The sequence below is a fragment of the Actinomadura rifamycini DSM 43936 genome, assembly GCF_000425065.1.
In the GTDB taxonomy this organism is placed as follows: Bacteria; Actinomycetota; Actinomycetes; order Streptosporangiales; family Streptosporangiaceae; genus Spirillospora; species Spirillospora rifamycini.
Window position 1 is genome coordinate 586702 of record NZ_AULB01000003.1, and the last position, 19282, is coordinate 605983.

At 73.2% G+C, this 19282-nt stretch carries 23 protein-coding genes and 1 tRNA gene; 12 read left to right on the forward strand and 12 right to left on the reverse strand.

Annotation, left to right across the window (positions count from 1 at the left end; all coding sequences use genetic code 11):
• The first annotated feature begins 30 nt into the window (after positions 1-30).
• The 7 genes from H505_RS39465 (at position 31) to H505_RS0102555 (ending at position 6273) form a co-directional block, all read left to right on the forward strand.
• Positions 31-327 (forward strand): hypothetical protein, encoded by a 297-nt coding sequence (locus H505_RS39465; protein WP_034516184.1) that lies wholly within the window; start codon positions 31-33, stop codon positions 325-327.
• Between the two features lie 99 nt (positions 328-426).
• Complete coding sequence (locus H505_RS50495; protein ID WP_026400704.1) at positions 427-780, forward strand: hypothetical protein; 354 nt, start codon at positions 427-429, stop codon at positions 778-780.
• Between the two features lie 17 nt (positions 781-797).
• Positions 798-1973 (forward strand): DNA cytosine methyltransferase, encoded by a 1176-nt coding sequence (locus tag H505_RS0102535; protein ID WP_026400705.1) that lies wholly within the window; start codon positions 798-800, stop codon positions 1971-1973.
• Positions 1933-2868, forward strand: a complete 936-nt coding sequence (locus H505_RS0102540; protein ID WP_084549746.1) for a bifunctional DNA primase/polymerase — start codon at positions 1933-1935, stop codon at positions 2866-2868. The genes H505_RS0102535 and H505_RS0102540 overlap by 41 nt, the downstream gene beginning before the upstream one ends.
• On the forward strand, positions 2865-4463 hold the full coding sequence (locus H505_RS0102545; protein WP_026400707.1) for a hypothetical protein: 1599 nt from the start codon (positions 2865-2867) through the stop codon (positions 4461-4463). Before H505_RS0102540 ends, H505_RS0102545 begins: the two co-directional genes overlap by 4 nt.
• Positions 4464-4856: 393 nt before the next feature.
• Entirely contained in the window at positions 4857-5066 is a 210-nt protein-coding gene (locus H505_RS0102550) for a helix-turn-helix domain-containing protein (RefSeq protein ID WP_026400708.1), read from the forward strand.
• 40 nt (positions 5067-5106) lie between these two features.
• Positions 5107-6273: a site-specific integrase gene (locus tag H505_RS0102555; RefSeq protein ID WP_026400709.1), complete on the forward strand. Its 1167-nt coding sequence runs from the start codon at positions 5107-5109 to the stop codon at positions 6271-6273.
• Positions 6274-6327: 54 nt separating this feature from the next.
• Here the strand turns inward: H505_RS0102555 and H505_RS0102560 are convergent.
• Positions 6328-6402, reverse strand: a tRNA-Val gene (locus tag H505_RS0102560).
• Between the two features lie 286 nt (positions 6403-6688).
• Between H505_RS0102560 and H505_RS0102565 the strand changes: the two genes are divergently transcribed.
• Positions 6689-7015: a hypothetical protein gene (locus tag H505_RS0102565; protein WP_157432866.1), complete on the forward strand. Its 327-nt coding sequence runs from the start codon at positions 6689-6691 to the stop codon at positions 7013-7015.
• Positions 7016-7060: 45 nt separating this feature from the next.
• The gene (locus H505_RS0102570) at positions 7061-7627 is read left to right on the forward strand and encodes a DUF305 domain-containing protein (protein ID WP_051300054.1); all 567 of its coding nucleotides are present in this window, start codon (positions 7061-7063) and stop codon (positions 7625-7627) included.
• Between the two features lie 4 nt (positions 7628-7631).
• Here H505_RS0102570 and H505_RS0102575 read toward each other — a convergent pair whose 3' ends face one another.
• The 6 genes from H505_RS0102575 to H505_RS0102600 all read right to left on the reverse strand — a co-directional run bounded on the left by H505_RS0102575 (position 7632) and on the right by H505_RS0102600 (position 12587).
• Positions 7632-8282, reverse strand: a complete 651-nt coding sequence (locus tag H505_RS0102575) for a dienelactone hydrolase family protein (protein ID WP_034516187.1) — start codon at positions 8280-8282, stop codon at positions 7632-7634.
• Positions 8279-8704 (reverse strand): CBS domain-containing protein, encoded by a 426-nt coding sequence (locus tag H505_RS0102580; RefSeq protein WP_211238376.1) that lies wholly within the window; start codon positions 8702-8704, stop codon positions 8279-8281. The genes H505_RS0102575 and H505_RS0102580 overlap by 4 nt, the downstream gene beginning before the upstream one ends.
• A gap of 55 nt (positions 8705-8759) precedes the next feature.
• Positions 8760-9668, reverse strand: coding sequence for a proteasome assembly chaperone family protein (locus tag H505_RS0102585; RefSeq protein ID WP_026400714.1), 909 nt, complete (start codon positions 9666-9668; stop codon positions 8760-8762).
• 98 nt (positions 9669-9766) lie between these two features.
• Positions 9767-10729, reverse strand: coding sequence for a CbbX protein (gene cbbX / locus H505_RS0102590; protein WP_026400715.1), 963 nt, complete (start codon positions 10727-10729; stop codon positions 9767-9769).
• The gene (locus H505_RS0102595) at positions 10726-11154 is read right to left on the reverse strand and encodes a ribulose bisphosphate carboxylase small subunit (RefSeq protein ID WP_026400716.1); all 429 of its coding nucleotides are present in this window, start codon (positions 11152-11154) and stop codon (positions 10726-10728) included. Before H505_RS0102595 ends, cbbX begins: the two co-directional genes overlap by 4 nt.
• Positions 11154-12587, reverse strand: a complete 1434-nt coding sequence (locus tag H505_RS0102600) for a form I ribulose bisphosphate carboxylase large subunit (protein ID WP_026400717.1) — start codon at positions 12585-12587, stop codon at positions 11154-11156. Before H505_RS0102600 ends, H505_RS0102595 begins: the two co-directional genes overlap by 1 nt.
• A gap of 195 nt (positions 12588-12782) precedes the next feature.
• Between H505_RS0102600 and H505_RS39470 the strand changes: the two genes are divergently transcribed.
• Positions 12783-13703, forward strand: coding sequence for a LysR family transcriptional regulator (locus H505_RS39470; RefSeq protein ID WP_034516189.1), 921 nt, complete (start codon positions 12783-12785; stop codon positions 13701-13703).
• Here the strand turns inward: H505_RS39470 and H505_RS49655 are convergent.
• Positions 13660-13836, reverse strand: a complete 177-nt coding sequence (locus H505_RS49655; RefSeq protein ID WP_157432867.1) for a hypothetical protein — start codon at positions 13834-13836, stop codon at positions 13660-13662. The genes H505_RS39470 and H505_RS49655 overlap by 44 nt on opposite strands.
• A gap of 156 nt (positions 13837-13992) precedes the next feature.
• Here H505_RS49655 and H505_RS0102615 point away from each other — a divergent pair, with 156 nt between their 5' ends.
• Complete coding sequence (locus H505_RS0102615) at positions 13993-15171, forward strand: saccharopine dehydrogenase family protein (protein WP_026400718.1); 1179 nt, start codon at positions 13993-13995, stop codon at positions 15169-15171.
• On the opposite strand, the gene H505_RS39475 is transcribed toward H505_RS0102615, so the two are convergent.
• Both H505_RS39475 and H505_RS0102625 read right to left on the reverse strand, forming a co-directional pair.
• The gene (locus H505_RS39475; protein WP_051300056.1) at positions 15086-16303 is read right to left on the reverse strand and encodes a sensor histidine kinase; all 1218 of its coding nucleotides are present in this window, start codon (positions 16301-16303) and stop codon (positions 15086-15088) included. The genes H505_RS0102615 and H505_RS39475 overlap by 86 nt on opposite strands.
• Entirely contained in the window at positions 16300-16956 is a 657-nt protein-coding gene (locus H505_RS0102625) for a response regulator (RefSeq protein ID WP_026400719.1), read from the reverse strand. The genes H505_RS39475 and H505_RS0102625 overlap by 4 nt, the downstream gene beginning before the upstream one ends.
• A 159-nt stretch (positions 16957-17115) precedes the next feature.
• Between H505_RS0102625 and H505_RS0102630 the strand changes: the two genes are divergently transcribed.
• The gene (locus H505_RS0102630) at positions 17116-18084 is read left to right on the forward strand and encodes a phosphoribulokinase (protein WP_026400720.1); all 969 of its coding nucleotides are present in this window, start codon (positions 17116-17118) and stop codon (positions 18082-18084) included.
• A 234-nt stretch (positions 18085-18318) separates the two neighbouring features.
• Here H505_RS0102630 and H505_RS0102635 read toward each other — a convergent pair whose 3' ends face one another.
• Positions 18319-18657, reverse strand: a complete 339-nt coding sequence (locus tag H505_RS0102635) for a hypothetical protein (RefSeq protein WP_026400721.1) — start codon at positions 18655-18657, stop codon at positions 18319-18321.
• A gap of 59 nt (positions 18658-18716) precedes the next feature.
• Positions 18717-19175, reverse strand: a complete 459-nt coding sequence (locus H505_RS0102640) for a peroxiredoxin (RefSeq protein ID WP_026400722.1) — start codon at positions 19173-19175, stop codon at positions 18717-18719.
• Positions 19176-19282: the final 107 nt, after the last annotated feature.

The following is a 19282-nucleotide window of genomic DNA, read 5'->3' on the forward strand; positions in this document are numbered from 1 at the left end:
CCCTCTTCCGCACCGTCTTGTGGAGGCCCCATGCCGCCAGCACCCACGCCCACACCCGAGATCGCCGTCAGCATCACCCCCACCCCCGCGCCGACCCCGGCCCCGTCCGCCGACGGCGACGGCACCGGCCTGACGGTGCTGCTCATCCTCGCCGCACTGGTGTGGGCCATCGGCTACGCCATCTCGATCAACCTGCACCCGCTGCGCACCTGCCGCGCCTGCAACGGCACCGGCCTGCACCGCGGCGGCATCTTCACCGGCTCCATGCGCGTCTGCCGCCGCTGCGGAGGCACCCGCCGCGAACGCCGCCCCGGCGCCCGCTCCTGAACCGCCACCCACCGCACCACCGACGCACCCCGGCCCGTCTCGGTCCGGGGTGCTTCGCGCTGCCGACGACATCCCGTCCCGCCCAAGGGGGGCACCTCCGTGAGCTACCACCCGGACCACTTCCCGCCCATCGACCAATGGCCCACCGTCCACGAACCCGACTGCCCCACCTGCCAGGCCGCCACCGAGGTGACGTACATCGGCCCGGCCACCTACGCCGACGGCACCGAGGTCACCACCTGGCACTGCCGCCCGTGCCGCACCGACTGGGCCATCCCGGTCACCCACTGGCCGGTGCTGAACGGCCCCGACTGCCCGATCTGCCAGACCCCCGGCACGTTCTGGGCCACCATCGCCGCCGACCACCACGGCGACCTGTGGATCTGCCCCCGCGACCACGAATTCGTCCTCACCCGCGAGGGCCTGATCGTCCTGCCCGAGGACGCAGCATGAGCCATCGGCGGCATCCCATGTCCGTCGCCGTTGTGGAGGGGTTCGCCGGCGCCGGGGGGCTTTCGGAAGGGGCCCAGATGATCGGGCTCGGTCCGGCGCTGGGGTTCGAGGTCAACGCCGACGCGTGCGCCACCGCCCACGCCGCCGGACACCCCCGCGTGCTCGCCGACGTCCGCGCCCTCGACCACGCGGAGTTCGCCGACGCCCAGGGTTGGGTATCGGGGCCGCCCTGCCCCACCTACTCCGCCAGCGGCAAACGCACCGGCCACGTCGACTACCGCACCGTCCTGGACGCGGTCACGGCCCTCGCCGACGCCGACGACCCGCCCGCCGTCCTAGACCACATCACCGCGTCGGTGACCGATCCGCGGACCGCGCTCGTGTTGCTGACCCTCGACCTGGCGCTGTCGCTGCCGAACCTGCGGTGGATCGTGGCCGAGCAAGTCCCGGCCGTGGCCGGGATCTGGCAGGAGTTCGCGGCCGAGCTGGCCGCGATGCACCGGTGGAACTACTGCACCGTCCTGACGCTGCGCGCGGACGACTTCGGCGCCGCCACCCGACGCCGGCGCGTGTTCCTGATCGCCACCCGCGACCACGCCCCCGACCTCGACGGGCTGCCGTACCGGGCCCGGTGGGACTGCGACCGGTTCGGCCCCGGGCCCGTCGAGCACCCGCCCAACCCCATCAGCCCGTTCCCGCTCACCACGATGGCCGCCGCCCTCGACTGGCCGCCCAGCGTGCTGGTCAACACCCGCGGCAACCGCCGCACGTCCGGCGGCAACACCTTCCCCGCCGACCGGCCCGCCCCGTCCCTGACCGGGCGGGCCCGGTCCTGGTACCGCACCGACCTCGGCCCCGGCGGCGGGCACCTCACCCCGCAACAGGCCGGCGTGTTGCAGACCTTCCCGCCCGGCTACCCGTGGCAGGGGTCGCGGACCGCGCGGTTCCAGCAGCTCGCCGACGCCGTCCCGCCCGTGATGGCCGCCGCCGTGCTCGGCGCCGCCACCGGCCGCCCCTGGCACACAGCCGTCCACGACCGCCTCGCCGCCATCTACGGCACCCGCCGCGGCACCGGTGAACGGTTGTGCGGCGACCGGCCTGGCGCGACGCAACTCGACCTGTTCGCCCTGCAACCCGAGGAAGGACAGCAGCATGACCGACCCCGCCCCACCTCCCGGACCGTCGCGGCCTGACGCCGGTGTGCTGGTGCGGTACGCGCTGGCCGCCGCCGCCCGCGGCTGGCACGTCTTCCCCGTCGCGCCCGGCGACAAGGAACCGCCCCGCGGCGTGCGGTGGAGCAAGGTCGCCACCACCGACCCCGACAAGATCCGGCGCATGTGGGCCCACCGCCCCTACAACATCGGGATCGCCTGCGGACCGTCCGGCCTGCTGGTGATCGACCTGGACGTCCCCAAGCCCGGCGAGCGTCCGCCGGACCGGTGGACGCTGCCCGGCGTCAACGACGGCGCCGACGTGTTCGCCGTGGTGTGCGAGCAGGCCGGACAGCCGATGCCGACCGAGACCTTCCAGGTGCGGACCCGGCGCGGCGGGTTCCACCTGTACTTCGCCGCACCCGACGGGATCCGGCTCACCAACACCTCCGCCGACCGCGGCAACGGGCTCGGCTGGAAGGTCGACACCCGCGGCGACGGCGGATACGTCGTCGGCCCCGGATCCTTCGTCGACCTGCCGGACGGCACCGGCACCTATCAGCCGATCCACACCCCCGACCCGGCGCCGCTGCCCGGCTGGCTGGCCGAACGCCTCCGCCCCGCGCCGCTGCCGCCCCAACAGCCCGTGACGGTGCTGCTGGCCACCGGCCGTCGCGGCGCCTACCTGGACAAGGCGGTCACCGCCAGCCTGGACGCCATCGCCGCCGCGCGCGAGGGCAACCGCAACTCCACCCTGTACGGCGCCGCCGTCGCCCTCGGCCAGCTCGTGGCCGGGGGCGCGCTGGACCCCGACAACACCGAGCAACTGCTGACCGCTGCCGCCGTGCGCACCGGGCTGGCCGAGGGCCCCGCCCGCCGGACCATCGCGTCCGGGTTCCGCGCCGGCACTCAACGCCCCAGGAGGGTGCCAACATGACCGACCTGCCACGCCTGCAAGCCGGATCCGGTCCCGAAGCAATCCGCGTGCTCAAGGCCGCGCTGGCCAAGGGGACCCTGCCCGACACCTACGTCTGCGACGGGTCGCTGGTGCACATGGAGACGGTTTCGGGTGGGCAGGCGTCCCCGGCCGCCGACGAAGACTCGCCGCTGCCGGTGACCGCGAGCCCGGTCACCCCGGCCACCCTGGCCGGGCTGCTGGCCGAACACGCCTACGTCTACCGGCTCCGGTCCCGCAAGAACGGCAAGAACGGCAAGGCCGAACTCTACGAAGAAGAGGTCACCCCGCCCCGAGACATCTTGGCCTCGGTGCTGGCCGGCAAGACCTGGCCCGACCTGGCCCCGCTGCGCGGCGTGATCGGCGCCCCGGTGCTGCGCCGGGACGGCACCCTGCTGCAACGCCCCGGCTACGACCCCGCCACCGGCCTGTATCTGGCGTCGAAAGTCGCGCTGCCGACCGTCCCGGACGAGCCCACCCGCGAAGAGGTCGACACCGCCCGCGACTTCATCCTGAACCGGTTCCTGCGAGACTTCCCCTGGGCCAGCCCGGCCGACCGGGCGAACTACCTCGCGCTACTGGTCACGCCGATCCTTCGCCACTTCACCCGGTCGCTGACGCCGTTCGCGCTGATCGACGCGACCATGCCCGCGTCCGGCAAAAGCATCCTGACCGGCGGGCCCGGCATGCTCTACGGCCAGCGCGTCATCCCCTGGGCCTACACCGAAGAGGAACTACGCAAGTCCATCACCGCCGTCCTGGCCGAACAGGTCGGCGTGGTCGTGTGGGACAACCTCGCCGAAGGCACCGTGATCGACTCGGCCACCCTCGCCCTGCTGGTCACCGCCGGGGTGTGGTCCGACCGGCAGTTGGGCGCGTCGCGCAACGTCGCCACCGTCAACGACCGGCTGTGGATGGCCACCGGCAACAACCTGCAAGTCGGCGGGGACATGGCCTCCCGCACCGTCCGGGTGCACCTGGACCCCAACATGCCCCGCCCCGAGCAACGCGACCAAAGCCGGTTCGGCATCCCGCACCTGGACCAGTGGATCACCGTCCCCCGCAACCAGCTCACCGTGCTGTGGCACCTGCTGGTCCTGGTCCTGGACTGGACCGGCAACGGCGCCCCGCGCGCCGACACCGTCTCGATGCGGCAGTTCACCCCCTGGGCGCAAGCCCTCGGCGGGTTCCTGGCCCACCACGGCATCGACGGGTTCCTGGCCAACGCCGCCGACGTCCGCGGCATCGACGAGGACGAAACCCGCTGGCGCGCGTTCCTGGCCTGCTGGCACGACCTGCACGGCTCCACCCCCATGACCGCCGCCGAACTACGCAAGTCCGGCGAGCCCGACCGCATCGGGCTGGACGAACACGACCGCTGGGAAGGCCAGTTCATCACCACCCACACCGGCCGCCCACCCAACGTGCTCGGCCTCGGCCGTCTGCTCACCGGCCAGGTCGGACGCTGGCGCGGGGACTACGTCGTCCGCTCCTCCAAGAACCACCGCGGCGACCGGAACGTGTTCTGGGTCGAACACCACGACGCCGAGCCGGGCGAGGGAGAACCCCATGAGTGAAGCGGCCCGGAAAAGCGCTGAAACATCTCCGCAACGCCGCAACGCCGCACAACCAAGCCCTGACCTGCGGCGTTGGACTGCGGAGATAGCACACATCAGCGGAAAGCCATCTCCGCATCTCCGCACCCGCTGCGGAGATGACCCCCCGAATGCGGAGATGGCCCGAGCCCCACCACTTCCAACTCCGCACCCATCAACGCAGGTCAGGGCCACAAATGCGGAGATGCGGCGTTGCGGAGATGTTTCAGCCCCCTCCCGTACAGCACACCGGCCGCGGTCCCACACCAGGGACCGCGGCCGGTCGTCGTTCACCCCGAAACCAGCCGGCCCCGGCGGACACACCACCACGCACACCCGCCGGGGCCGCTACCTCGTGAAGGAGGCACGACCATCATGACCGCCGACACCCTCCCCGTCCCGGCAACGCTCCGACTCTTCAAGGTCGAAGAGGCCATGGCCCTGCTGTCGCTGGGACGCAACACCATCTTCGAAGAGATCCGCGCCGGCCGCCTCCGGTCGGTCACCATCGGCCGAGCCCGCCGCATCCCCGGCACCGCCATCGCCGACTACATCGCCCTCCTCGAACAGGAAGCCGTGCGGTGAGTCAACAGTCCAGCCCCTCGGACGACTCAAGGAAGGACGAATGACCAAACGACGCGGACGCGGTGAAGGCGGCCTGCACTGGGACGAGAAGCGACAGCGATGGATCGCCTCCGTCACCATCGGATATACGCCCGCCGGAAAGCGCATAGTGCGCAAGGCGAGCGACAAATCCAAGACCAAGGCGCGCGACAAGCTCCGGAAGAAACTCCGTGAGTACGAGGATGGCGTCACGCCCGGGCCCGACAACTACACGGTCGCCGATGCCGTGGACTATTGGCTGAGAAACGGACTCCGCGGCAGGTCAGAGAAGACCGTCGAGATGAACACGACCTACGCCAATAACCATGTCATCCCAGACCTGGGGGCGCGAAAGCTCCGAGATCTCACCGCGGAGGACGTGGACAAGTGGCTCGCAGACAAGGCCTCTGATCTCAGCACGAGGTCCCTGCAGATCATCCACTCCATCCTGCGCCGCTCGGTTCGAAGCGCTATGGCGCGCGACAAGGTGCGAAGGAACGTCGTGGACCTCTGCGAGGTCCCAGAGGGCAGGGCGGGGCGGCCGTCGAAATCCCTGACGCTTGACCAGGCGGAAGCGGTGCTCACCGCTGCGGAGGGCGCAGCGCTCCACGCGTACGTGGTGATGTCGGTGCTGATCGGAGCGCGCACGGAAGAATTGCGCGCTCTCACGTGGTCCCACGTGGACCTGGAGGGCAGGCCCGATGAGAACCCGCCCGTTCCTCCGTCCGTCGCGGTCTGGCGATCAGTGCGCAAGAAGGGGGACACAAAGACTCGGCGCTCTCGCCGGACGCTGGCGATGCCGATGCGATGCGTGGAAGCTCTACGGGCCCACAAAGCGCGGCAGGACGTCATCCGAGAGAAGGCCGGCGAGAGCTGGCAGGACACAGGGTTGGTCTTCGCAACGCGAACCGGCACGGCCCTGAGCGCCGCCAACGTCCGCCGGGACGTCCGGAAGATCTTCGACCGGGCCGGCCTCAACGGCGCGGAGTGGACTCCGCGGGAGATGCGGCACAGCTTCGTATCCCTGCTGTCCGACTCAGGCGTCCCCATCGAGCACATCGCGCGGCTGGTCGGGCACCGAGGGACGGCGGTCACCGAGACGGTGTACCGGCTCCAGATTCGGCCGGTCATCCAGGAGGGTGCCATGGCCATGGATCGCATCTTTCCGGCCAACGCCGAAGAGCCCTAGTCACCCAATTAGTCACTCAGGGGCCGGTCTCTGGATCGAGACCGGCCCCTGACCTGGTGGGCGCGGACGGTTTCGAACCGCCGACTCCTCGCTTGTAAGGCGAGTGCTCTACCCCTGAGCTACGCGCCCGCGTGCTCGCCGGGAAAGCGTACCCCGACCCCGGGGACGATCGCGAAACGGTATCTCGGGGCGGCGGTGGGGGCAGATGTCCGTGAGGTCGGTCGACGGGTGGACCGCATGGGGCCTGCGAACGGACGAGCTCGGGCGGTGGCCCGCGGAGCGTCCGGGGGACGTCCGGGCGGCGGGAGTGCGGCTTCGGCGGCTCTGTGCCGTGGGCCGGACATAGGGGGCGGTTCGGTGGTGCGCGGGGGCGTCGATACGCTGGCGGGGTATGTGTGGGCGTTCGCGGGGATCGGTGAGGGTGCTGTGGGCGCTCGCGCTCGTTCTCGGTGTGCTGCTGATGCACGGGGTGCAGGCGTCCGGGAGTCCGGTGGACGCCGCGGGCATCGCCGTCGCACAGCACCATCCGGCGCCCGACCACGACGGCGGTGAGCACCATCCCGGCGGGCAGGTGTGCCTGGCGTTCCTGAGCGTGCTGCTGCTGGGGTTCGCGCTCGTGCTCGTTCGGTGGCGCCTGCCGGCGGTGCGGGACGTGCGGGGCCGGGGCCACCGGGTCGCGTTTCGCGGCGGGCGCTCTCCCCCGTGCCCGACGCCCTTCCAGTTGGCCGTGCTGCGGCTGTAGAGGTCCGCGCACCTCGACGGCAACGGCACGACAACGGAAGGTTCGATGATGAAGCGTGTTCTCGGGACGATCCTGCTGCCGGCCCTCGCGATCGGGCTGGGGGCCTGCGGGGACGGTGGTTCGGCGGGGCCCGCGCCGGCGAGCGCGGCGTCGTCCGCCGCGCACAACGCGCAGGACGTCATGTTCGCGCAGATGATGATCCCGCACCACCGGCAGGCGGTCGAGATGGCCGGGCTCGCGGCGACGCGGGCGGGGTCGCCGGAGGTGAAGGAGCTGGCCGTGCAGATCGAGAAGGCCCAGGGGCCGGAGATCCGGACGATGGCCGGGTGGCTGCGGTCCTGGGGCGAGCCCGAGTCGGCCGGGCACATGGGGCACGGCATGGACGGGATGATGTCCGACGGGCAGATGGCCGAGCTGAAGGGGCTGTCCGGCGCGGCGTTCGACCGCGCGTTCCTCGAGATGATGATCGAGCATCACGAGGGGGCCGTCACGATGGCGCGGGAGGAGCAGGCGGGCGGCGGGTCCCCGGACGCGAAGGCGATGGCGGGCGCGATCGTCCGCACGCAGCGGGCGGAGATCGCCGCGATGCGGGAGCTGCTCGACGGGATGTAGCCGGTCAGCGGCGGGTCGCGGCGCGGGTCAGGTGCCGGTTGAACCAGTCGGCGGCCTGCGTCGTGACCTCCTCGAGGGCGCCGGGCTCGTCGAACGCGTGCGCGGCGCCGTCGACGACGTGGATCTCGGCGGTGTCGAGGGTCCGGGCGGCGCGTTCGGTCAGGTCGCGGACGGGCGTGTCGGCGCCGCCGACGATCAGCAGGACGGGCGCCCGGACGCGGGGCAGCGACGGGCCCGCGAGGTCGGCGCGGCCGCCGCGCGACGCGACCGCGGCGACGCGGGGGCGGGCGGCCGCGGCGGCCAGCGCGGCGGCGGCGCCGGTGCCCGCGCCGAACAGCCCGACGGGCAGCCCGGCGGTGTGGGGGGCGGCCTCCAGGCCGTCGGTGAGCCGGTCGATCGCGCCGATCAGCCGGAGAGTCAGCAGTTCGAGGTCGGAGCGGAGCGCGGCGGTGACGCGGTCGAGCTCCTCCTCGTGCCCGGTGAGCAGGTCGAGCACGACGGTGCCGAGGCCCGCCGCGTTCAGCCCGCGCGCGACGGTGCGGTCGCGGGCGCCGTCGCCGGTGTGGACGACGAGCACGATGCCGGTCGGTTCGTCCGGGATGTCGAGCTCCGCGTCGAGGGCGGTGTCGGCGAGGTCGAGCCGGACGATGCTCATGTGTTCGGCGGCTCGGCGCTGATGTCGGCGAGGACCGAGTGGTCGTCCCGCTGGATCGCGAGGTCGCCGATGGACACCATGCCGACGGGCCGGTCCCCGTCCATGACGGGCACCCGGCGGACGGCGTGCTCGCTCATCAGCCGGACGGCCGTGTCGGCGGCCGAGCCCGCCGGGACCGTGATCACCCGGGTGCTGCAGATCTCGCCGACGGCGGTCGCGGCGGCGTCGCGGCGCAGGGCGACGCCGCGGACGACGATGTCGCGGTCGGTCACCAGCCCCCGCAGGCGGCCCTCGTCCACGACGAGGACGTCCCCGATGCCGTGCTCGCGCATCAGCTCGCCGACCCGCGCCAGCGGCGTGTCCGGGGACACCGTGACCGGCGCGGGCGTCATCACCTCGTTCACCGTCATACCGTGGGTCATGTCGCGCCTCCCCTCTCGGGGGCTCGCGTACCCAGGCGCCCGGCGGGCATGCGCGTCAGGGCGAGGCGTCCGGCCCGTCCTGCTCGGCGAGGAAGCGCTCGAACTGGGCGCCGAGCTCGTCGGCGGTCGGCATGTCCTGCGACTCGGCGAGCAGGTTGTCGCGCTGCGCCGCGCCCGCGAACGCGTCGTACTGCTGCTCCAGCGCGCGGACGACCTTCTCCACCTCGTCGTTGCCCTCGACCTGCTCGGCGATCTCGGCGTCGGTGGCGGCGGCCGCGGTGCGGACGGCGTCCACCGGCAGCGCGAGGCCGGTCGCGGCGACGATCGCTTCCAGGGTCGCGACGGCCGCCGCCGGGTACGCGGACTGCGAGAGGTAGTGCGGGACGTGCACCGCCAGCCCGACCGCGTCGTGCCCGGCTTCGCCGAGCCTCAGCTCCAGCAGCCCGGCGGCGCTGCCGGGCACCTGCACCTTGTCGAACCAGGTCCCGCGGTCGATCAGCTCGGGCCGGGTCGCGTGCGAGGTGATCCCGACCGGACGGGTGTGCGGCACGCCCATCGGGATGCCGTGGAAGCCCACGACGAGCTTCACCCCGAGCCGCTTGACCAGGTGCAGGACGGACGCGGTGAAGCCCTCCCAGAGCCGGTCGGGTTCGGGGCCGGTGAGCAGCAGGAACGGCGTGCCGGTCTCGTCCTCGACGAGCCGGACGACCAGTTCGGGCGCCTCGTAGGAGGCCCAGTGGTCGCGGTCGAACGTCATCGGCGGCCGGCGGGCCCGGTAGTCGATCAGCGAGTCGACGTCGAAGCGGGCGATGACCCGGTGGTCCAGCGCGTCCAGGATGTGCTCGCGCACGAGCTGCCCGGTGGACCCGGCGTCCACGAAGCCGTCGAGGCTGTGCAGCAGCACCGGCCCGGTCAGCGCCGGCAGATCGGTGTCGAGCTCGTACAGATCCTCAGGGTTCAGCAACTTCTCCCCCACATCATCATGTCGATGTTCTCAACACTAGGACATGCGGGGGTCATCCCTCCGGCACGAGTCGGTCGCTCCCCGGGCGGGGCGGCGGGTCAGCCGAACACGCGGCTGGCGAGGAAGTCCTCGGGGCGGAGGGTGGTGAGATCGGCGCGGCCGACCTCGCCGGGGCGGTCGAGGAGGCGGGCGGCGTGCCGCAGGCGGGCGCGCTCGATGGCGTTGCGGACGGAGCGGGCGTTCGCGAACCGGGGGCGGGCGCGGCGGCGGTCAAGGTAGTCGCGGAAGACGGGTTCGGCGTCGGGGGCGAGGACGTAGCCCTCGCGCCGCAGCATCAGGTGCCCGATGGCCTCCAGTTCGTCCGGTTCGTAGTCGGGGAAGTCGACGTGGTGGGCGATGCGGGAGCTCATGCCGGGGTTGGACGCGAAGAAGGAGTCCATGCGGTCCTTGTAGCCGGCGAGGACGACGACGAGGTCGTCGCGCCGGTTCTCCATCACCTGGAGCAGGATCTCGATGGCCTCCTGGCCGTAGTCGCGCTCGTTCTCGGCCCGGTACAGGTAGTACGCCTCGTCGATGAACAGGACGCCGCCCATCGCGCGCTTGAGGACCTCCTTGGTCTTGGGCGCGGTGTGCCCGACGTACTGGCCGACGAGGTCGTCGCGGGTGACGGAGACCAGGTGGCCGCGGCGGACGCGGCCGAGGCGGTGCAGGAGTTCGGCGAGCCGGACGGCGACGGACGTCTTGCCGGTGCCGGGGGCGCCGGTGAAGCACATGTGCAGGTTGGGGCGGCCGGAGTCGATGCCGAAGCGGGCGCGGGCGCGGTCGACGAGGAGCAGCGCGGCGATCTCCCGGACGCGGGTCTTGACGGGCGCGAGGCCGACGAGGTCGGCGTCGAGGGCGGCGAGGACGTCGTCCACGCGGGAGTCGGCGCGTTCCTTCGCGAGGTCGACGCGGGCGTCCGGGGGGAGGGGCTCCCCGGCGGAGGGCGAGGTGTCCGCCGGGGAGCCGGCCCGGTCGGCCGCGCCGTTCGCGCGCAGGCCGAAGGCGGGGCGTCCGGTCAACGCTCCGCTCCGTAGCGCTCGCCTTCGGGGCGGTCGGCCGCGTAGGGGTGCAGCGTGTAGCGGATCCGCCGGTCGGAGGTCTCCTGCCGGTCGAGGCGGAAGCCGGGCTCGGCGGGCGGGCGCTGCACGATGAACGACAGCGCGGTCGTCTGCCGCCCGTAGCGGGCGTCGTAGGCGTTCAGCCGGACGTAGTGGGACGGGTACGCCCTGCGGCACTCGTTGATCTCGTAGAGGACGCCGGCGGGGTCGGCGAGGTCGAACATCGGCAGGCCCCACATGTCCCAGTACGCGTTGCGCGGGTGGGGGTCGTCGGTGAACTCGACCGAGCAGGGCCAGCCCTGGGCCAGCGCGTAGCCGATCTGGAGGGTGATCTCCTCGTCGGTGAGGTCGGGCAGGTAGGAGAAGGTGCCTTGGGTGATCCGCATCAGATGCTCACCGGGGTTTCGACGGCGTCGGGGGTGTCGGTGGACGCGTAGGTGAAGGTGATGTCGCCCCAGGTGGACAGGGCGACGTCGAGTTCGCGGCTGTGCTTGGCGGCGGCGCGCAGGATGTCGGGGCCCTCGGCGAGGTAGTCGCGGCCCTCGTTCCGCGCCTTGATCATCGCTTCGAGCGCGACGCGGTTGGCGGTCGCGCCGGCGGCGATCCCCATCGGGTGGCCGATGGTGCCGCCGCCGAACTGCAGGATCGAGTCCTCGCCGAGGTAGTGCAGGAGCTGGTGCATCTGGCCCGCGTGGATGCCGCCGGACGCGACGGGCATCGTGCCGGGCAGCGACGCCCATTCCTGGTCGAAGTACAGGCCCTTCGCGGGGTCGGCGGCGATCCTGTCGAGGCGGAGGGTGTCGTAGTAGCCGCGGACGCTGTTCGGGTCGCCCTCCAGCTTGCCGACGACGGTCCCGGCGTGGATGTGGTCGACGCCGGCGAGGCGCATCCACTTGGCGATCACGCGGAAGTTGACGCCGTGGTTCTTCTGCCTCGTGTAGGTGGAGTGCCCGGCGCGGTGCAGGTGCAGCAGGACGCCGTTCCTGCGGGCCCACGCGGCCATCGACTGGATCGCGGTGTAGCCGATGGTCAGGTCGATCATGACGATGACGCTGCCGAGTTCCTTGGCGAACTCGGCGCGCTCGTACATGTCCTCCATCGTGGCGGCGGTGACGTTGAGGTAGTGGCCTTTGACCTCGCCGGTGGCGGCCTGCGCCCGGTTCACGCCCTCCATGCAGTAGAGGAACCGGTCGCGCCATCGCATGAACGGCTGCGAGTTGATGTTCTCGTCGTCCTTGGTGAAGTCCAGGCCGCCGCGGAGCGCTTCGTAAACGACACGGCCGTAGTTGCGGGCGGAGAGGCCGAGCTTGGGTTTCACGGTGGCGCCCAGGAGGGGACGGCCGAACTTGCCCAGGTGTTCGCGCTCCATGACGATCCCGTGGGCCGGGCCCTGGAACGTCTTCACGTAGTGGGTCGGGATCCGCATGTCCTCGAGCCGCAGCGCCTTGAGGGCCTTGAACCCGAAGACGTTCCCGATGATGGACGACGTCAGGTTCGCGATCGAGCCCTCCTCGAACAGGTCGAGGTCGTAGGCGATGCGCGCGATGAACTGGTCGTCGTGCCCCGGCACCGGATCGACCCGGTAGCACTTGGCCTGGTAGTTCTCGTACGCCGTGAGCCGGTCGGTCCACACGACCGTCCAGGTCGCGGTGGACGACTCGCCCGCGACGGCCGCGCCCGCCTCCTCCGGCGGGACGCCCGGCTGCGGGGTGATCCGGAACGCGGCGAGGACGTCGCCGTCCTTCGGCTCGTAGTCCGGGCGCCAGTAGCCCATCTCCGCGTAGGGGATCACGCCCGCCGACCATCTGCCCGAGCTCATCGCCGCTCTCCTTCGCGCTGGGGGACGGGCGCGGCGCTCCGCCCGCGGAAGGACGGCATGCCCAGGGGATGGGGCGGGCGCCGCGCCCCGGTCGGATGACCGTGACGGGACCGAGCGTGCCCACCGGACACTTGCGGTGTCCATCAAGTGTTCTACGGTGACCGTCAAGCATTCGGTTGAACCAGGAGGCCGGGCGTGACGGAGGCGCGGTTGCGGACGCTCGTGGCGCTCGCCGACACGGGCTCGGTGCGGGCGGCGGCGCGGCGGCTGTACGTGACGGAGTCGGCGGTGTCGGCGGCGGTGGCCGCGCTGACGCGGGACCTCGGCGTCCCGCTCGTCCGGCGGGTCGGGCGGGGCGTGCGCCTCACCCCGGCCGGGTCGGTCTACGCGGGGTACGCCCGGCAGGTGCTGGGGCTGCTGGAGGAGGGCCGGGCGGCGGCGCGCGGGGCGGCCGACCCGGGGCGGGGCCCGCTGCGGCTCGCGGCGGTGACGACGGCCGCCGACCAGATCCTGCCCGAGCTGCTCGCGTCGTTCCGGGCGCGGTGGCCGGACGTGGAGCTGACGCTGGAGGTGGGGCCGCGCCGCCAGGTGTGGAGCAGCCTCGCCGCGCACGAGGCCGATCTGGTGCTGGCCGGACGTCCGCCCGCCGACGCCGCCGCGACCGTCCTGGCGCGGCGCCCGAACGAACTGGTCGTCGTGGCCGCGCCGGACGTCGCGGCGGGGTTCGCGCTCGACCGGACGCCGTGGGTGATGCGGGAGCCGGGGTCGGGGACGCGGGCCGCCGCCGACGCCTACCTGGCCGAGCGGGACGCGTCCCCGCCGCGGCTGGTGCTCGGCTCGAACGGCGCGGTGATCGCGGGCGCGGCGGCGGGGCTGGGCGCGGCGCTGGTGTCGCGGGACGCGGTCGGGGCGGAGCTGGACGCGCGCCGCCTCGTCGTCGTGGCGGCCCCGGGCCTGCCGCTGAACCGGCCGTGGCACGCGGTGGGCGGCGCGGCGCCGACGGCGACGACGCTGCTGTTCGTCCGGCACCTGCTGGGCGCGCCGGGCTGGACGGCGGCGGGCCCGGCGGCGGCTACGGCAGGGCCCACAGGGGGATCGACAGCAGGACCAGGCTGACCGCGATCAGCGCGAGGGCGGCCGACTGCCCGGCGTCGCCGTCGGGTTCGTCCCGGTTCCGGCGCAGCACGGCGGCGCACCAGCCGAGGAAGATCAGTGCGGCGACGTCCATCGCCGCGGCGAGGCCCGCCACGCGTCCCTTCCCCTTCCGTTCACCTGCGGTACGGCCAACGTTCCCACATCGGGCGGCCCGGTGTGGCCGCACCCACACCGCGCTTCGCGCGCGCACGCCCCACCGGGACGACAGAATGGGGTTCGGGACCGCGAAAGGGCACCGAAAGGGGCACCCATGACCGCCGACCGCCCGTACGACATCGTCCTGTACGGGGCCACCGGGTTCACGGGCGGGCTGACCGCCGAGTACCTCGCCGGCCACGCCGACCCGGGGACGCGCTGGGCCCTCGCCGGACGCAGCACCGCCAAGCTCGAGAAGGTGCGCGACCGGCTCGCCGAGATCGACCCCGCCTGCGCCGAGCTGCCGCTGCTGCGGGCCGACTCGTCCGACCAGGGCTCGATCGACGAGCTGGCCCGCTCGGCGCGCGTCGTCATCACGACCGTCGGCCCGTACCTGAAGCACGGCGAGCCGCTCGTCGCGGCGTGCGCGCGCGCCGGCACGGACTACGTCGACCTCACGGGCGAACCGACGTTCGTCGACCGGATGTACGTGAAGCACCACGCGGAGGCCGTGCGCACCGGCGCCCGGATCGTCCACGCGTGCGGCTTCGACTCGATCCCGCACGACCTCGGCGCCTACTTCACGGTGAAGCAGCTCCCCGAGGGCGTCCCGCTGCACGTCGAAGGCTTCGTCCGGACGCGCATGCAGGCGTCCGGCGGCACGATCCACTCGGCCCTCGGGATCTTCGCCGACCTGCCCGCGATGGCGCGGGCCGAGCGCGAGCGCCGCGCCGCCGAGGGACGTCCGGACGGCCGGACGGCGCGCGTGTCGCGGCGCCCGGCGCCGAGGAACCGCATCGGGGACGGCTGGCCGCTGCCGATGCCCACGATCGACCCGCAGATCGTCGCCCGCTCGGCCGCCGCGCTCGACCGGTACGGGCCCGAGTTCACCTACGGCCACTACTTCGCGGTGAAGCGGCTGCCGGCGGCCGCCGCGCTCGCCGCCGGGGCGGGGGCGCTGACCGTCCTCGCGCAGGTGCCGCCGGCGCGGCGGCTGCTGACGAAGCTCAAGCCCGCCGGGGAGGGGCCGTCGGCGGAGACCCGCGCCCGGAGCTGGTTCAGCGTGAAGTTCGTCGGCGAGGGCGGCGGGCGGCGCGTCGTCACCGAGGTCCGGGGCGGCGACCCCGGCTACGGGGAGACGGCGAAGATGCTGGGCGAGTCGGCGCTGTGCCTCGCGCACGACGCGCTGCCGAAGACGTCCGGGCAGGTCACGACGGCCGCCGCGATGGGGGACGCGCTGCTGGCGCGGCTCGGCCGGGCGGGGCTTGAGTTCCGGGTGCTGACCTCCCGGTAGCGGGCCCGGCCCGGCCGGGGACCGGGACGACGGCCTCGATCGTCGTGCCGCCCCCGGGCCGGCTCGTCACCGTGACCCGCCCGCCGAGCAGCTCGGCGCGCTCGGTCATGCCGCGCAGCCCGTAGGAGTCGGGACGGCGGCCCGGCGCGAAGACGTCCCGGATGGAGAAGCCGACGCCGTCGTCGGCGACCGTCAGCCGCACCCGGTCGCCGAAGTGCTCCAGCAGCAGGTCGACGCAGGAGGCGGACGCGTGCCGCAGGCTGTTGCCGACGGCCTCCTGCGCGATCCGGTACAGGGCCGTCTGCACGTGGTCGGGCAGCGCGTCCTCCAGTTCGCCCTCGACGGTGACGGTCACGTCGAGGGGGCGCCCGGACGGCCCCGGGCCGTCCCCCGCCTCGCGGGCGAGGGTCGCGAGCGCCGCCGACAGGCCCAGGTCGTCCAGGACGGGCGGGCGCAGGCCCCCGACCGCCGCGCGGGTCTCGGCCGCCGCCAGCTCGCACAGCGACCGCGCCATCATGATCTGCGCGAGGCTCTCGGGATGGTGCTCGGGCAGCGCCCGCTCGGCCGCCGACAGGTGGAACCCGAGGCCCGCGAGCCGCTGCGCGATCCCGTCGTGGATCTCCCGGCTGAGCCGCGACCGCTCGGCCTCCTGCGCCTCGACGGCGCGTTCCGCGAACCGCTCGGCGGCCTGCTCGCGCTCGCGGGCCGCGCGCAGCCGGCGGCACGAGCACAGGACGGGCGCGAACAGCTCGGCGAGCGCCGCGACCAGCGCGACGTCCTCCGGCGGGGCCGGCCCGGCGGACCGGACGTCCAGCACCGCGATGACCGAGCCGCCGCTGTGCATCGGGACGGCCGCGCCCCTGCCGTCCGCGTGCGCGCGCGCCCGTCCGTGGGCCGCCGCCCGCCCGACGTCCCCTTCGCCCAGGGGGACGGAGCGTCCGGCGCACTCCAGGAAGCGGCCGTCGTCGTCCAGGACGTAGACGTCGCAGAACGTCAGCGCGCGCGCCGACCGGACGACGAGCCCGGCGAGGTCGTCCGCCAGTCGCGGAAGCCCGCGGTCGGAGCAGGCGACCTCGACGATCCGGACGAGCAGGTCGGAGCCGCGCCCGGCCAGCGTGTCCGGGACGGTCACCGGAACAGGCCCTCGCGCAGCGCGACCGCGATCGCCGCCGACCGGTCGGCCACCTCCAGCTTGCGGTACAGCGCGCGCAGGTGGCTCTTGACCGTCTCCTCGCTCAGCACGAGCCGGGACGCGATCGCCTTGTTCGACAGCCCGCCGACCAGCAGCGACAGCACCTCGCTCTCGCGCTGGGTGAGGCCCCGGTCGGCGCCCGGCCAGAACTCGCCGCGGGTCAGCCGGGCCGCCGTCACCGCCATCCGCCCCGCGAGCGTGGGGTCGACGACGGTCTCGCCCTGCGCGACCTCCTCCAGCCGCCGCACCAGCTCCGGCCCGTCCACCCGTTTCAGCAGGTAGCCGCCGGCCCCGGCGCGCAGCGCCTCGAAGACGTACTGCTCGTCGTCGTACACCGACAGGAACACCACGCGCACCTCGGGGACCCGGCCGGTGAGCTGCCGGCACAGGTCGAGCCCGCTCTCCGGGCCGAGCCGGACGTCCAGCAGCACGACGTCCGGGCGGAGCGCGGCGACCAGCCGGGTCGCCTCCGCGCCCGTCCCGGCCTGCCCGACGACGCGCACGCGGCCGGAGAACCCGGCCAGCATCGCCTGCAATCCGGCCAGGATCATCTCGTGGTCGTCGACCAGGACGACGCGTACGGGGGCGCTCATCCCGGCACGATAACAACCGGAAGCTACTCGCCAGTAGCCCCCGGGGCGGCCCCGTTCCGGCGTCTCACCCGCGCTCTCCCCTGATTGGGGGAAGCGGCCACGGGACGTCCAGCATAATCTTCATGGCGAAAACTGAATTTCGCAGGACGGAGGAGCGAGGTGCCCCATCGGATCGTGCATATGCTCCGGGCGCGCGGCTCGGGCCGCCGCCCCGTCATGCTCGCCATCGCCGGGGACAGCGCGGCGGGCAAGACCACTCTCACGCGGGGGCTTGTGCAGTGCCTGGGGGCCGACCGGATGACCGCGGTCTGCGTGGACGACTACCACCGCTACGACCGCGAGGAGCGCGCCGGCAAACCCTTCACGGCGCTGCACCCCGACTGCAACCACATCGACATCATGGAGCAGCACCTGCAGCTCCTGTCGATGGGCGAACCGATCCTCAAGCCCGTGTACGACCACTCCACCGGACGGCTCGTCCGGCCGGAACCGGTCGAGCCGCGCGACTTCGTGATCGTCGAGGGGCTGCTCCCCCTGCACACCCGCCTCGCCCGCGCCTGCTTCGACATCACCGTCTACCTCGACCCGCCCGAACCGCTGCGGCACTCCTGGAAGATCGCGCGCGACTGCGAGAAGCGCGGCTACTCCCCCGACCAGGTTCGCGCCGAACTGGACCGCCGCGAGCCCGAGAGCGCCGCCTACATCCGCCCCCAGCGCAAGCACGCCGACATCGTCGTCCGGTTCGCGCCCGTCGCGGGCCGCGTCGACCCGCCCGGCACCCCGCTGTCGGCCGAACTGCTGCTGCGCCCGACGATCGACCACCCCGAGCTGACCGGCGTCCTCGACGCCGAACCCGGCGCCGGGACGGCCATGCACCTGCGGCTGCACCGCGACACCGACGGCCGCCCCGTGGACGCCCTGCACGTGCACGGGTACGTCTCGCCCGAGGAGTCGCAGGTCGTCAAGAAGGCCATCTGGGCGCGGCTCGGCGCCCGCGCCGGCGACGGCCTCGTCGACCCGGACGCCCTCGGCCGGCTCGGCGGCGCCGGCACCAGCGACCCGCTCGCGATCACCCAGCTGCTCCTGCTCTACCACCTGCTCGACGCGGACCACCGCCAAGCCGCCTGAACCGTAGAGTTCGGGCTCCGCGGACGCGCGGGGAGGCCCCGGGGCTTCGGACCTGTGCCCCGGGCCGCGCGGCGCGGCGGCCGGGAGGGCGCCCAGCGGGCGCACGGCGCCCTCCCGGCCTATCCACGGCCCGGTCCACGGGCTCGCGTCCACGCCTCGCGCAGGCGGCCGCGGGCGGCCGGAACCGGACGTCCGGCCGGTGCTCCGCTCCGGTGCCGAACGGGACCGTGCGGGTCAGCCCGCCGGGCCCCGGCTGAGGACCCGGCTCAGCGCGGCCGCGACCTCCGCCGACAGGTCCCGCTCGTCCGCCCCGCCGGGCGCGCCCGCGCGGACGAGATCGTCCCGGACGGCCTCGCGGGTGTGGCCGCAGTCGCGGCACTCCACCTCGCCCAGCCGGCACACCAGCGCGGCCGACTCGCACGCGGTGCAGCGGTCGAGTCCGTCCGCCCAGCCGTGGACGGACTGGCAGCCGGGGCAGACCAGGACCTGGCGGTCCGCCCGGACCCCGCGCCGCCACGGGCTCGCGCCCCGCACGGGATCGGTCTGCCGCGCCCCGCAGCTGAAGCAGGGCATCACACCTCCAGGGGTGCGGGGGCCGGTTCCGGCCACCTGTCCGGAACCGGCCCGTTCGCTCAGAGACCGGCGAGCGCCTTGCGGTACTCGTCGATGTCGCGCGCGTCCGGGATGGCGTTCTCCACCTTCCACCGGACGACGCCCTCGGTGTCGATGATGAAGGTCCCGCGCGTGGCGAGGCCCTTCTCCTCGTCGAACACCCCGTAGCGCTGTGCGACCCCGCCGTGCGGCCAGAAGTCCGCGAGCAGCGGGAACTGGTACTTCTCCTGGTCGGCCCAGGCGCGCAGCGCGAACATCGAGTCCACCGACACGGCCAGGACCTGCACGTCGTCCCCGCCCAGCGTGGGCAGCTCGTCCCTGATCTCGCACAGCTCACCGGTGCAGACGCCGCTGAACGCCAGGGGGTAGAACACCAGGACGACGTTCTTGCGTCCCCGGAAGTCCGACAGCTTCACCGGCGTCCCGTGCTGGTCCTTCAGTTCGAAGTCCGGGGCGCCGTCGCCTACCTCAACCGCCAAAGCCACTCCTGTTTGTTTGCAAGACCCTCGGCGTCGGGCCCTGGGGCCCTCCTTCATCGGGCCTTGCGTGCGATTGCTGCATCGCTCCGACTCGCCCCAGGGGCTCG